Annotated in this window: 14 protein-coding genes, 1 tRNA gene and 1 pseudogene; 4 read left to right on the plus strand and 12 right to left on the minus strand. The window is 60.3% G+C overall.

The features are described from left to right. Window positions 1-438 precede the first annotated feature (438 nt). Complete coding sequence (locus P5705_RS12675) at window positions 439-1,455, plus strand: hypothetical protein (protein ID WP_277461203.1); 1,017 nt, start codon at window positions 439-441, stop codon at window positions 1,453-1,455. On the opposite strand, the pseudogene P5705_RS12680 reads toward P5705_RS12675, so the two are convergent. The 7 genes and pseudogenes from P5705_RS12680 to P5705_RS12710 all read right to left on the minus strand — a co-directional run. Next, a pseudogene (locus P5705_RS12680) lies at window positions 1,452-2,106 on the minus strand (hypothetical protein); the annotation flags it as partial. The gene P5705_RS12675 and the pseudogene P5705_RS12680 sit on opposite strands and share 4 nt — an antisense overlap. A gap of 104 nt (window positions 2,107-2,210) precedes the next feature. After that, window positions 2,211-2,534 (minus strand): helix-turn-helix domain-containing protein, encoded by a 324-nt coding sequence (locus P5705_RS12685; RefSeq protein WP_277461204.1) that lies wholly within the window; start codon window positions 2,532-2,534, stop codon window positions 2,211-2,213. Window positions 2,535-2,665: 131 nt separating this feature from the next. Next, window positions 2,666-2,741: transfer RNA gene (locus P5705_RS12690), tRNA-Thr, on the minus strand. A 98-nt stretch (window positions 2,742-2,839) separates the two neighbouring features. Continuing rightward, a complete protein-coding gene (locus P5705_RS12695) occupies window positions 2,840-3,091 on the minus strand; it encodes a hypothetical protein (RefSeq protein WP_277461205.1) in 252 nt (83 codons plus the stop codon). Window positions 3,092-3,113: 22 nt separating this feature from the next. Continuing rightward, window positions 3,114-3,494 carry a hypothetical protein gene (locus P5705_RS12700; protein ID WP_277461206.1) on the minus strand — a complete coding sequence of 127 codons (381 nt, stop codon included), beginning with the start codon at window positions 3,492-3,494 and terminating at the stop codon, window positions 3,114-3,116. 18 nt (window positions 3,495-3,512) lie between these two features. After that, complete coding sequence (locus P5705_RS12705) at window positions 3,513-3,719, minus strand: helix-turn-helix domain-containing protein (protein WP_023629980.1); 207 nt, start codon at window positions 3,717-3,719, stop codon at window positions 3,513-3,515. A gap of 9 nt (window positions 3,720-3,728) precedes the next feature. Continuing rightward, on the minus strand, window positions 3,729-4,307 hold the full coding sequence (locus P5705_RS12710) for a hypothetical protein (RefSeq protein WP_277461207.1): 579 nt from the start codon (window positions 4,305-4,307) through the stop codon (window positions 3,729-3,731). Window positions 4,308-4,790: 483 nt separating this feature from the next. Between P5705_RS12710 and P5705_RS12715 the strand changes: the two genes are divergently transcribed. Both P5705_RS12715 and mdtI read left to right on the plus strand, forming a co-directional pair. Continuing rightward, window positions 4,791-5,150, plus strand: coding sequence for an SMR family transporter (locus tag P5705_RS12715; RefSeq protein WP_277461208.1), 360 nt, complete (start codon window positions 4,791-4,793; stop codon window positions 5,148-5,150). Beyond that, window positions 5,144-5,461 carry a multidrug/spermidine efflux SMR transporter subunit MdtI gene (mdtI, locus tag P5705_RS12720; protein WP_011536197.1) on the plus strand — a complete coding sequence of 106 codons (318 nt, stop codon included), beginning with the start codon at window positions 5,144-5,146 and terminating at the stop codon, window positions 5,459-5,461. The genes P5705_RS12715 and mdtI overlap by 7 nt, the downstream gene beginning before the upstream one ends. A 236-nt stretch (window positions 5,462-5,697) precedes the next feature. Here mdtI and P5705_RS12725 read toward each other — a convergent pair whose 3' ends face one another. From P5705_RS12725 to P5705_RS12745, 5 genes are all read right to left on the minus strand, one after another. Further along, a complete protein-coding gene (locus P5705_RS12725; protein ID WP_277461209.1) occupies window positions 5,698-6,933 on the minus strand; it encodes a methyltransferase in 1,236 nt (411 codons plus the stop codon). A 130-nt stretch (window positions 6,934-7,063) separates the two neighbouring features. Next, the gene (locus P5705_RS12730) at window positions 7,064-7,753 is read right to left on the minus strand and encodes an ABC transporter permease (RefSeq protein WP_240065256.1); all 690 of its coding nucleotides are present in this window, start codon (window positions 7,751-7,753) and stop codon (window positions 7,064-7,066) included. Continuing rightward, window positions 7,754-8,446: an ABC transporter permease gene (locus tag P5705_RS12735; protein WP_277461210.1), complete on the minus strand. Its 693-nt coding sequence runs from the start codon at window positions 8,444-8,446 to the stop codon at window positions 7,754-7,756. 57 nt (window positions 8,447-8,503) lie between these two features. After that, the gene (locus P5705_RS12740) at window positions 8,504-9,265 is read right to left on the minus strand and encodes an ABC transporter substrate-binding protein (RefSeq protein ID WP_277461211.1); all 762 of its coding nucleotides are present in this window, start codon (window positions 9,263-9,265) and stop codon (window positions 8,504-8,506) included. An 11-nt stretch (window positions 9,266-9,276) separates the two neighbouring features. Then, window positions 9,277-10,050 (minus strand): ABC transporter ATP-binding protein, encoded by a 774-nt coding sequence (locus P5705_RS12745; protein ID WP_011536192.1) that lies wholly within the window; start codon window positions 10,048-10,050, stop codon window positions 9,277-9,279. A 607-nt stretch (window positions 10,051-10,657) separates the two neighbouring features. Here P5705_RS12745 and gabP point away from each other — a divergent pair. Continuing rightward, window positions 10,658-12,043, plus strand: a complete 1,386-nt coding sequence (gene gabP, locus P5705_RS12750; protein ID WP_277461212.1) for a GABA permease — start codon at window positions 10,658-10,660, stop codon at window positions 12,041-12,043. Window positions 12,044-12,072 lie beyond the last annotated feature (29 nt).

Genomic DNA, 12,072 nt, shown 5'->3' on the forward strand with positions numbered 1-12,072 from the left:
TTTCGGGTATCAGGAGTCGAACCCGGGACGTACTGATTACAAGTCCACCCTATCGCCAAGCGTTCATTGATAAAAGCCGGCTATCAGCTGATTTTATTGGTTATTCACGGATATTTGGGTCAGGTATCCGGGAGCGCTGTGGACACTTTGTGGACACTCTCACTGGCTCAACCCTGCACAGCCATCAATCCTTTGCACAGTGTGCAATGCCCTTCGGTCCCCCGTGGCCCGCGCTACGCCTGCCGTGGCCGGCCATAGCAAAGCCCAGCCCCTTTGCATTTTTTCCGAGGCGGAGCGCGTCGGCGGGAGGGGGATAAGTGATTTTCGTTGCCGATTTTTTTCAGCCGGCATTATTATTGACCACTAGGCTAACTGAGCCTAACCTCAAGAAAAATAAAGATTATTAATCTGACCAAGGCTAAATCTCAGGGGTGCGAAATGAATCATGATGAACTTCTCGCTGGCGCGAACATCACGGAAGACGAGTTTAAAAGATCAGGCTGTACATTCGAAAACCTTGTCGCGATATATGAGCACTACCAAAAAATTCAGTCGCCTCTTAATTCTGCGGCGAAGATGATTGCGTCTACAATTCAGACTTTCGAAAAGGTACACTCCGTACGCTGGCGTGTGAAAGATCCATTTCACCTGATAAAGAAAATTGTCCGTAAAAATCTAGAAGAAAATCCACAGGAGAAATGGACAACTGTATCCCCTGACAACTATCTGTGGGTGGTTACAGATCTAATCGGCGTGCGCGCACTTCATCTATTTAAGGACGAATGTGCGCCGATAGATGAGAGCATCCGAGATTACTGGGAGTTGGCAGAGGACGTGATTGCCTACGTCCGCGCAGGAGAAGAGCCCCACGATGCGATTTCTGCTCGCGGCGCCGTTAAAAAGGATCATGACGGCGGTTATCGGTCGATCCACTACATAGTAAAAATCCAACCAGCCAAACTTACATTTTATGCAGAATTGCAAGTTAGAACAATCTTTCAGGAAGGCTGGAGCGAAGTTGACCACACCGTACGCTATCCGGATTTTTCAGATAATGCTCAAATTGCGATTTTCCTTAGGCTGTTCTCTGGTCTCGCAGGCAGCGCAGACGAAATGGGACTTTTTGCTAAAGATTTGAACGAGCTATTGAAAGGCGCAGAAGCAGAAAAGCTGCAATTAATGACGGATCACCAGCGTATCGCTGCTGAACTGGAAGATGCAACGAGGAACGTTGATGCTACCCTCGCACGCCTCGAAAGCCTTGAAACCAAGGACGAACAGTCGCAGAAAATTATTAGACAGCTGAAAAAGGATATTAATAAACTCAAATCCACAGAGGATCGTGCTGGTGCATCGCAGTACGGAATCAGCAAGCACGGCCTTGAACGGGGGATTATGTATAGTGGGAAAAGTATCTCGCACTTTTTGGATTTAATGAAGGAACGCCGTGATTAGGAAAGCGTCAAATTCTTAGTTTTCTCGGACAGGCCTTGGGCTACTTGAGCTGCACCGCTAAACGCCGCCGCATTGCTTGGCGGCGGTGTTGGCCCGTGAACGTGGCTCGCCAGTTGCTGGTTCATGGCCTGCACTAGATCGAGCAGATCGCACAGCACCTGCAGCACGTTCACTCCCTCAGACCCCAGCCAAGTCTTCGGCGCCTGCAGCCGCTGGCTTCCCGCCGTGACGCTCTTGCGCATCCCTTCGATGCGCTCCTGCAGGTCCCCCCCCGATCGCCGTGTTGAGCTTCTGCCCCACCACCAAGTTGAGGTCGCGGCCCGTCGCCTGGTGCAGGTCATCGACAGCGGCCAGGCTCGCGGATCCGCCGGACAGCAGCTTGAGCGCGCCCAGGGCTTCGACCTTCTTCACCCCGCCCACCGTCTCGGTGGAATGTTCGTCCACGTTCCTGGTATGGCTCTGGAACTGCTCACGGTTGGCCAGCGACTCCACCTCGCGCTCGATCGCCTTGTCCTGGATCTTCCCGTCCGTCTGGCGCAGCCAGTTGCCGTCCGCGTCGACGCGCTGCTGGCAGGCTTCGCTGTACTGCCAGACCTGGTCGCCTTTCGGTACTCGGGGCAGGCTCAGCCCGTGCGGCAGGATCTGCTGCATTCGTTCGTGAAAACCACCAACAGTTCTGAGCGGCATGCGATGCAGGTTGCTGAGGATCGATTGAAGGAGCTGAAGCTGGAGCTCAGAAGAATGGGGTACAGGGTTTAGCTGGCGGGCGCTTGGGAGATCACAATCTGGGGAAGGGCACCAGTATCGTCCGAGGCCAGTACCAGGCTGGTGCGAAAGCCGAGCTTGTCGAGCATATCCAGCATGGCATCCAGGGTGAATTTCTCGATCTTGCCATTTGCCAGCTCGGATACCCGGGACTGGCTCACGTTCAGCCTGGCTGCAGCCTCGTGTTGCTTGAGGCCCATTTTTTTGATGCAGTCAGTGATGAAGATGGAAAGGTCCATCTTCAGAGCCATCTTGCTGGCCGTTTCCACATCGTGGGTAACGTGGAATGGGCTTTCGTGGAATTGAAGTGCCATTAGCCGATCTGCCCTGGATATCTAAAATTTACGATAAAAATCGTAGATGCCTTGGCGGGGCAAGTCAAAGCTTCATTCGCAGCAAAACAAAAAAGGCCCACCTTTCGGTGAGCCTTTTTTGATACTGCGTATGGTGCCGGCACCAGGAATCGAACCCGGGACCTACTGATTACAAGTCAGTTGCTCTACCATCTGAGCTATACCGGCACAGGGGCGTCATTATAGCGATGGATTCGCGGCTGTAAACCACTTCGTTGCATTCATCGCTAAAACCCCTAAGTCACCGAGGTGAAAGGAGAAATTTCCTACCAGCCGCGGTGGATGCTGTTGACGCTCGGTTCAGGCTTGCCTGGGTTGAAGAACAGCTTGCCGTTGTCGCAGCCACGCTTGCGGCAGCTGCCGTCGACGTTGTGCAGCGGCAGGCCGCGGTCGCCGCCGAGCTGCATGCCGGGCATGTTCCAGTCGAGCGGGGCGGGCTTGCTGGTGGCGGTGTTGCCGGCGCAGCCGGTCATGGCCAGGGCGAGGGTCAGCAGGGCGAAGGGCTTGGCGTGTTTCACGTGGTTCGAGTCCGTTCCGGGATCAGTCTTTGTTCAAAATGCGCTGGATGGTGCCGCCGCAGGCCATGTAGCAGGAATCGTAGTCGTTGCCGCAACTGTAGCTGCTCCCCGTCGAGAAGGGGTAGCTCGGGTAGTAGCAACTGTGACGCGCTTCCTTCTTGCTCTTGCCGTTCTGGCAGTACTGGTAGGCCCTCATCTCGGCCTGGTACAGCGCGCGTTCGCTGTTTTCCTGCAACCGCGCCATCTGCTGGCAGTGGTTGCGTTGTGTGGAGCAACTGTTGATGCAGTTCATGCCATGCGCGCTGGGCGGTGGCGAGTATCTATAGCTGTAGCTCGGGCCACAGCCGGCCAGCGGCAGGCAGGCCAGTAGCAGGGCGGCGAGGCCCGTGCGGGAAAATGCCATGGGTGGTGCAGTCCTTGATCATTCGTCGCTGAACTCCAGCAGGTCGCCCGGTTGGCAGTTCAGTGCGCGACACAGCTTCTCCAGGGTCTCGATCTTGAAACCCTTGATCTTGCCGTTCTTCAGCAGCGACAGGTTCGCTTCCGTGATGCCGATGATTTCCGCCAGGTCCTTGGAACGCATCTTGTTCCGGGCCATGACGACGTCGAGGCGGATGATTATCGGCATAGGGAGCGGTTAGACATAACAGTTGTGTTCATCGCTGATGGTCTTGGCGTCACGCATGAGCAGCGAGAAGGCACACAGCAGGATGCCTTTCATGATCTCGTAGACAGCCTGCGATGATACACCGATCGAGACGCTGAAGCTTCTTTCCCCGGCAGGCAGGTCGATGGCCAGGGCCAGGCCCTGGAAGGTGTCGACCACCGGCCACAGCAGCGGCGTGCCGATGCACAGCAGGCCGACCCACCACAGCAGCTTGATGTTGGCGCTGGTCCAGGTCTGGCCCTTGGACAGGCGGTGGAAGAACAGGCCGGTCAAGCCCAGGGCCAGGACCGAGATGCTGGTGGGGATCATGTCCAGTGCCAGGACCAGGCCGATGGACAGGGCCGAGGGCTGGTAATTGGGCGCCAGCAGCAGGGGCATCTGGTCGCCGTGGGCCTGCAGGTAGGCGGCTTGCACTTCGGGGAAGTCGAATAGCCACAGCATGGGGGTGCCGAGCAGTTCTACCGCGGCGGTCGTCCAGGCGAGAAAGGCAGCGAATGCGCCAATGGTGCGTAGGCGCGAACGCGCATAGGCCACGGATCTACTGTTCATGGGGTGCCTCCGTACAATGATGAACGGGACGGATTATTCTTGAATAATTATCGTAATACAATAATTAATTGGGTGATTTTGGGGGTGGTGACACTTTGCCGCAGGGTGGCGGCTGCCGGGTGGGGGTTGTGGCGGCTTTTTCGCCAGCAAGGCTGGCTCCTACAGGGGCGGGGTTTTGGCTGGGTAATATAATTTACGAAGCTTTCAGCAGGCTTTAAGGGGTTTTCACTGTTTGTGGACGATTGCTCGTGACAAATAATTAGGCTGAGTCTATCGTTTTGACTTATTCGATCATCTCAGCTAATCTCGTGTTCATTATGTTGAACAGTAAAGCTTTCAAGCTCCTCTCCACCTCCCGCCTGGTTTCCCGTGAACGTCACTGGACCGGCGACCTCTAGTTCCTCCCTCCCTCTTCAGCCTTAACCGTCTTTTTCCGGCGCCGATGACTGTGCGCCCGGCTGCTGTCGCCCATGGGAGGGCACCATGCGTTCCTGGATCTATCTGATCGTCGCCATCACCTTCGAGGTGATTGGCACGGCGTCGATGAAACTCGCCGCCACTCATTTCCCCGTGCTGGGGCATGTGGTCATGTACGTCATGATCTGTCTGTCGTATTTCTTCCTGGCCCTGGCGGTCAAGCGGGTGCCGGTGGGTGTCGCTTACGCGCTGTGGGAAGGGTTCGGTATCGTGTTGATCACCCTGATCAGCGTGCTGTGGCTGGGTGAAAGCCTGGGCTGGACCAAGGCCCTGGGCCTGGCGGTGATGATCGCCGGCATCCTGCTGGTCAAGGCGGGTACCCGGGCCAAGGCCGTCGAACGTGAAGGGGAGGCGCTGCCATGCTGATTCCATTCGCCTGGTTGGGCCTGGCCATTGCGCTGGAAGTGCTGGCCAACCTGTTGCTCAAGTACTCCGACGGCTTCCGCCGCAAGGGCCTGGGCGTGGCCTCGATCCTCTGCGTGCTGGCGGCCTTCACCGCGCTGGCCCAGGCGGTGCAGGACATCGAACTGTCGTTGGCCTACGCCATCTGGGGTGGTTTCGGCATCCTCGCCACCGTGGCCATGGGTTGGGCGCTGTTCGGCCAACGCCTGGCCGGTCGTGGCTGGCTGGGGCTGGTGCTGCTGCTGGTGGGCATGAGCCTGCTGAAACTGGCCTGAAAATACCCTCGCCCGAGGGGGGTTGGAGCGTTTGGCTGGAATGCTTATGCACAAGGAGCATTTGCGCCTTGCACAAAAGGCATGCCGGCCGGCGCTACCACCTGTCTTTGCGCAAAGGCCTGTTTTTTCTGGCTTTCATGGATTCAGTGGAATAAGCAAAGCGGCGCAAATAGCGCATTTCTCCACGACCGTGTGATTTTCATCACAAGCTTGTTCACAGACTTATCCACAGGTTGTCAAAGCGCCTGCGGCGATCCGTCGCGCTCGGCCAGCAACAACAGGTTGCGTGGCGTGAGGGGGTAGTCGCAGAACACGCCGACGCGTACCGCATAGCCTTGCTCCTGCAGGAACAGTGCGCGGTCGAGCACCAGCCACATCTCCAGCGGGCGGCGGAACAGGTTGCGCACCCACTCGAGATTGCGCACCTGGGCCAGGCGTTGCCATCCCGCGGCCTCCAGGCTGGCCCAGTCGGGATCACCGCTCAGTGTCACCTGCTTGAGGTCGGCCAGGTCGCGGCAGTACTGCTCGAAGGGCTTTGCCAGCCAACTGACGGGTAGCGAGGGGGTCGGCAGGTAGTCGTCCGTGCCCCGTTGCTGGCGCTGCAGCAGGTCGAAGCCCAGGCGGCGGGCCATGGAGGTGTCGCGCTGGCGGCGTGTCCTGAGGCTGGAGGTCACCGCCTCGCTCAGCGGCAGGCCCAGGTCTTCCTGAGTCAGAGCCAGGGTCGAAGCCAGCGCGGCTGCCGACATCGCATGGTAATGCTTGCCCTGGATGCGGTTGTAGCAGCAGGGGGCTACTGCGATCTGCTGGCACCCCTGTTGGCTGGCCGCTCGCAACAGGCGCACGTGCAGGTCGCCGCAGGCGTGGAGGGCGACTGCGCTTTTACCACCATCGAGGTGCTGGACACTGTCCGCAGCCATGACGTCCTGGTGCACATGAGTGGCGGGCAGGTGGTGATGGTCGCTCAGGGCCTGGCCGGCGTTGACCAGTTCAGCGTCGTACTCCAGGCAGGTCAGCTGCTGGCCGGGCTGCAGCAGTCGGCGGCCCAGGTGGCCTTTGCCGGAGCACCAGTCGAGCCAGTGGTGCGTGGGCTGGTCGAACGCCAGGCAGCTGGCGAAGGCTTCAATTTGCTGCCACTTGCGGCCGGGGACGTTGACGTCGAGGCGGTGGCCGGCGGGGTGCAGGCTGGCGTTGGGCAGTTCGCCGACTTTGGACAGGAGCAGGGCCTGCTTGGCCAGCTGTGGAAAGGGGGCCGGGGCGGCAAGGTGTTCAGGGTGTTGCTGGACGGCTTCGGCCTGTTCCAGGGTGCGTTGGCGCAGCCAGTGGGACAGCTCGGGATGTTCGGTTTCCCAGCCCATTCGCACGTGAGTGAAGGGGCGAGGGCGCCACAGGTGTTGATGCTCGATGAGGAATTGGTCGAGGGCCTGGAAGCGCTCTTGGAGTTGGTCGTTTTGCAGATAGGGCGTCGTGTTCATTCAAGCACCGGGGCGCTGTCGATAGGGGCCGCTTCGCGCCCCATCGCGGCACAAGGCCGCTCCTACAGAAATCGCACGAGCGGCCTTGTGCCGCGATGGGGCGCGAAGCGGCCCCGCTGTTGTCACAGGCTCAACGCCCCTGGCAGGCGTCCACGCGCAACCAGCGCTCCAGCAGCTTGAAGCCCTGGACCAGGAAGAACGAGATCAGCAGGTAGAACACCCCGGCGGCAAAGAAGATCTCCACCGGCAGGTAGGTGCGGGCAATGATGGTCCGCGCCATGCCGGTCAGCTCAAGCAGTGTCACGGTACTGGCCAGGGCGCTGGCCTTGAGCATCAGGATCACTTCGTTGCTGTAGGCCGGCAGGCCGATGCGCGCGGCGCGCGGCAGCATGATGTAGAACAGCGCCTTGCCACGCGACATGCCCAGCGCCCGGGCGGCTTCGATCTCGCCCTTGGGGATCGCCTGCAGCGCGCCGCGCAGGATCTCGGCGATGTAGGCGGCGGTGTGCAGGGTCATGGTCAGCACCGTGCACCAGAACGGATCGCGCAGGTACGGCCACAGCGAGCTGTCGCGCACCAGGTCGAACTGCGCCAGGCCGTAGTAGACCAGGAACAGCTGCACCAGCAGCGGGGTGCCGCGGAAGAAGAAGATGTAGCCGTAGGGCAGGGCGCGCACGTACCAGTGCCGCGACGAGCGGGCGATGCCCAGCGGAATGGCCAGGATCAGGCCGGCGATGACCGCGATGGCCACCAGCTCCAGGGTCAGCGTCGCCCCCTGGGCCAGGCGTGGCAGCCACTTGATGATGACTTCCCAGTTCATTTATTCGGCCCTCATGAAGCCGCGAGCGGCGCGCTTTTCCAGGAAGTGCATGCCCGTCATGGCGATGACGGTCAGGCCCAGGTAGATGCACGCGGCGACCGCGTAGAAGGTGAACGGCTCCTTGGTCACGGTCACGCCGATCTGCGCGTGGCGCATGATCTCTTCCAGGCCGATCACCGACACCAGCGCGGTGTCTTTCATCAGGATCATGAACAGGTTGCCCAGGCCCGGCAGGGCGATGCGCCACATCTGCGGCAGGATGATCCGCGAGAGGATGCGGCCTTTCGACAAACCGAGGGCCAGGCCCGCTTCACGGTGGCCCTTGGGGATGGCCAGGATCGCGCCGCGGAACACTTCGGTGGCATAGGCGCCGAAGCACAGGCCGAGGGCGATCACGCCGGCGGCGAAGGCGCTGAGCTCCAGGCCCGGCATGTTCAACAGCCCGCCGAGGCTGTTCATCAGCCCGACGGTGCCGAAATAGATGAGCAGTACCCAGAGCAGTTCGGGCACGCCGCGCACCAGTGTCGAGTAGGTGCCGCCAAGCCATTGCAGCGGCTTGACCGCGGACGTCTTGGCCAGGGCGCCGAGCAGGCCGAGTATCAGCCCCAGCAGCAGGGCGCAGAGCGCCAGTTTTACCGTCATCAGGGTGCCGGCCATCATGGCCGGACCGAATCCGTGCAGGTCGATATTCATGGGTAAGTTTGTTCAAGGGACAGGCATCGCCATGGCGGCGATGCCTGTCGGGGCGAATCAATAGATGCTGAACGGGAAGTACTTGTCGTTGATCTTCTTGTAGGTACCGTCGGCGACGATTTCCTTCAGTGCGGCATTGAGCTTGTTGCGCAGCTCGTTGTCACCCTTGCGCACGGCAATACCGACCTTGTCGCTTTCGTTGACCGGCTCGCCCTTGAACTCGTAGTCCTGGCCAGCCTTCGACTTGAGCCAGTCGTAGTTGGCGTACTTGTCGGCGAGGATGGCGTCGACACGGCCGGAGGTCAGGTCCAGGTAGGCGTTTTCCTGGCCATCATAGAGGTTGACCTTGAAGTCACCGTCCATGCCGCCGTTGTCATCCAGCCAGGTTGCGGCCTGGGTGGCGCGCTGGGTGCCGATGGTCTTGCCCTTGAGCGAGGCGCGGTCGGTCTTGAAGTCGACTTTCTTCGGTGCGATGAACTGTTGCTTGTTCGAGTAGTACGGGTCGGTGAAGTCCACCGCCTGCTTGCGCTCATCGGTGATCGACAGCGACGAGACGATGAAGTCGAACTTCTTGGCGTTCAGGGCCGGGATGATGCCGTCCCAGTCGGAGGTGACCACTTCGCACTCGACCTTCATCTTGGCGCACAGGGCGTCGCCGATGTCCTTGTCGAAGCCGACGACCTGGCCGCTGGCATCCTTGTTGTTGAACGGTGGGTAGGCAGCTTCGATACCCATGCGCAGTTTTTCCGCGGCCATTGTGTTGGCCGACATCACCAGCGTGGCAGCAGCTGCCAGGAAGAACTTCTTGTAAGTCTGCATGTATTGCTCCGTTAGCGGTGGCTGGACATGAATTGCTTGCAACGCGCCGAGGTCGGGTTCTCGAAGACCTGCTGCGGCGATCCCTGCTCTTCGACCAGGCCCTGGTGCAGGAACACCACTTCACTGGACACCTGGCGGGCAAAGTTCATCTCGTGCGTCACCAGCAGCATGGTACGGCCTTCGTCGGCCAATGCGCGGATGACGTTGAGCACTTCCTGGACCATTTCCGGATCGAGCGCCGAGGTCGGCTCGTCGAACAGGATGACCTTGGGCTTCATGGCCAGGGTGCGGGCGATGGCGGCGCGCTGCTGCTGGCCACCGGAAAGCTGGGCGGGGTAGCTGTGGCGCTTGTCGAAGATGCCGACCTTGTTCAGCAGCGCCTCGGCGTGTTCGATGGCTTCGGCCTTGCTCTGGCCGAGCACGCGGCGTGGCGCCTCGATGATGTTGTCGAGGATCGACATGTGCGGCCACAGGTTGAAGTTCTGGAAGACGAAGCCGATTTCGCTGCGCAGGCGGTTGATCTGGCGGTTGTCGGCGGCGATCAGGTCGCCGTTTTTCTGCGCCTTGAGCTTGAGTGCCTCGCCGGCGACGAGGATTTCGCCTTGATGCGGGTTCTCGAGCAGGTTGATGCAGCGTAGCAGGGTGGACTTGCCGGAGCCGGACGACCCCAGGATGGAGATCACGTCACCGTCGCGCGCGGTCAGCGAAATGCCCTTGAGAATTTCCTGCTCGCCGTAGCGTTTGTGCAGGTTGCGGATTTCCAGCGCGGGCGTGGCCTGGGCCATGTGCGGTCCTCATGTGTTCGGGTGCGTTCCCAGCTGTTGGCGGCCTTCCTGGCGAGCGCCACGCTAGCATAGCGGCATAACGGCGGCCAACCGGGTCGCGGGGGGCTCAGGTCGCTGGTGGGACAGTTTGTCGCATCGTTGCAGTGGACTGTCGCGAGGATGTCCGCAACGGCGTTTTGCCCAGCGCCGGAGCCTTGATGAAAAAAGGCGCGATGGTGCCAGCTTTGGCCCTGTCTGGGAAGCCGTTTTTGCCCGGGTGGCGCTTTGTTCATGGTTGTGCCGGGCGCCGGTTGCGCCTGCTGGTTGCGCTTTTGTGTGCCCATGAAGTGTGCGCTGGTGTTACCGGGGAGCACCTTTGGTGCGTTTGTAAGTGGGTATTTCAGTAATCCGGACTTGGCATGGGGTTTTGGTGGCCTTTCGGTCAAAGCTTGGCAGAATGCCCTGCAAGCCGCGCCGTTATTGGCGGCTGAATGATTTCAGACGAAAGTGGTTCTCACCTGGCCCGCTTATTGCCATCTGGAAACCACTGAATGCGGCAGCGCCCACTTACACCCCGGTGCGCGCCGGCAGTCATTCGTGTAGTCCACCTCCTTACAAAGGTAGTTTTATGAGCGGTAACAATTCCAATGACCTCGCTCAGGGGCTCAAGCAACGGCATGTGACCATGCTGTCCATCGCTGGCGTCATCGGCGCCGGCCTGTTCGTCGGTTCCGGCCACGCCATCGCTGCCGCCGGCCCTGCCGTGCTGCTGGCCTATGCCGCCGCGGGTACGTTGGTCGTGCTGGTGATGCGCATGCTCGGTGAAATGGCGGTCGCCTCGCCGGACACCGGCTCCTTCTCTACTTATGCCGACCGCGCCATCGGGCGTTGGGCCGGTTTCACCATTGGTTGGCTGTACTGGTGGTTCTGGGTCCTGGTGATCCCGCTGGAAGCCAACGCCGCCGCGGCCATCCTCCACGCCTGGTTCCCGGCCGTGGACCTGTGGGCCTTCTCCCTGATCATCACCCTGGCCCTGACGGTCACCAACCTGTTCAGCGTGAAGAACTACGGTGAGTTCGAGTTCTGGTTCGCCCTGCTCAAAGTGCTGGCGATCATCGGCTTCATCATCGTCGGTTGCGCTGCCATGTTCGGCATGGTGCCAAGCAGCCAGGTGAGTGGCATCAGCCACCTGTTCGACACCCAAGGCTTCATGCCCAACGGCCTGGGCGCCGTGCTGGCCGCCATGCTGACCACCATGTTCTCGTTCATGGGTACCGAGATCGTCACCATCGCCGCCGCCGAATCGAAAGACCCGGGCAAGCAGATCAGCAAGGCCACCAACTCGGTGATCTGGCGTATCTGCCTGTTCTACCTGGTGTCGATCTTCCTGGTCGTGGCCATGGTGCCTTGGAACGATCCGACCCTGGCCGAGAAAGGTTCATACCAGACCGTCCTCAGCCTGATCGGCGTGCCTAACGCCAAGCTGATCGTCGACATCGTCGTGCTGATCGCCGTGACCAGCTGCCTGAACTCGGCGCTGTACACCTCTTCGCGCATGCTGTTCTCCCTGAGCAAGCGTGGCGACGCCCCGGCAGTCGCCCAGCGCACCACCAAGGCGGGTACTCCGCATTGCGCGGTGCTGCTGTCGACCGCCGCAGCCTTCCTGTGTGTGTTCGCCAACTTCCTGGCTCCGGCCGCGGTGTTCGAGTTCCTGCTGGCCAGCTCCGGCGCCATCGCCTTGCTGGTGTACCTGGTGATCGCCGTGTCGCAACTGCGCATGCGTGCCCAGCGTGAAGCCAGCGGTGAGAAGATCTCGTTCAAGATGTGGCTGTTCCCGGGCCTGACCTGGGCGACCATCGCCTTCATCGTCGCCATTCTGGTGGTGATGGCGCTGCGCGAGGATCACCGTGCCGAGATCATCGCCACGGCGATCCTGAGCATCGGTGTGGTTGCAACCGGCCTGCTGGTGCACCGCAAGCGTGGTAGTGCCGCGCGGGTGGCGCTGGATAGCTGATTCGCTGGTATGAAATGAAAAGGCCGCGC

The organism is Pseudomonas entomophila (genome assembly GCF_029478665.1).
Taxonomy (GTDB): domain Bacteria; phylum Pseudomonadota; class Gammaproteobacteria; order Pseudomonadales; family Pseudomonadaceae; genus Aquipseudomonas; species Aquipseudomonas entomophila_F.

Excerpts from the sequence above, each read along its gene's own strand:
- P5705_RS12675 (WP_277461203.1), top strand. The coding sequence starts at position 439 with ATGAATCATGATGAACTTCTCGCTGGCGCGAACATCACGGAAGACGAG.
- P5705_RS12685 (WP_277461204.1), bottom strand. The coding sequence starts at position 2,534 with ATGGCACTTCAATTCCACGAAAGCCCATTCCACGTTACCCACGATGTG.
- P5705_RS12700 (WP_277461206.1), bottom strand. The coding sequence starts at position 3,494 with ATGGCATTTTCCCGCACGGGCCTCGCCGCCCTGCTACTGGCCTGCCTG.
- P5705_RS12705 (WP_023629980.1), bottom strand. The coding sequence starts at position 3,719 with ATGCCGATAATCATCCGCCTCGACGTCGTCATGGCCCGGAACAAGATG.
- P5705_RS12710 (WP_277461207.1), bottom strand. The coding sequence starts at position 4,307 with ATGAACAGTAGATCCGTGGCCTATGCGCGTTCGCGCCTACGCACCATT.
- P5705_RS12715 (WP_277461208.1), top strand. The coding sequence starts at position 4,791 with ATGCGTTCCTGGATCTATCTGATCGTCGCCATCACCTTCGAGGTGATT.
- mdtI (WP_011536197.1), top strand. The coding sequence starts at position 5,144 with ATGCTGATTCCATTCGCCTGGTTGGGCCTGGCCATTGCGCTGGAAGTG.
- P5705_RS12725 (WP_277461209.1), bottom strand. The coding sequence starts at position 6,933 with ATGAACACGACGCCCTATCTGCAAAACGACCAACTCCAAGAGCGCTTC.
- P5705_RS12730 (WP_240065256.1), bottom strand. The coding sequence starts at position 7,753 with ATGAACTGGGAAGTCATCATCAAGTGGCTGCCACGCCTGGCCCAGGGG.
- P5705_RS12735 (WP_277461210.1), bottom strand. The coding sequence starts at position 8,446 with ATGAATATCGACCTGCACGGATTCGGTCCGGCCATGATGGCCGGCACC.
- P5705_RS12740 (WP_277461211.1), bottom strand. The coding sequence starts at position 9,265 with ATGCAGACTTACAAGAAGTTCTTCCTGGCAGCTGCTGCCACGCTGGTG.
- P5705_RS12745 (WP_011536192.1), bottom strand. The coding sequence starts at position 10,050 with ATGGCCCAGGCCACGCCCGCGCTGGAAATCCGCAACCTGCACAAACGC.
- gabP (WP_277461212.1), top strand. The coding sequence starts at position 10,658 with ATGAGCGGTAACAATTCCAATGACCTCGCTCAGGGGCTCAAGCAACGG.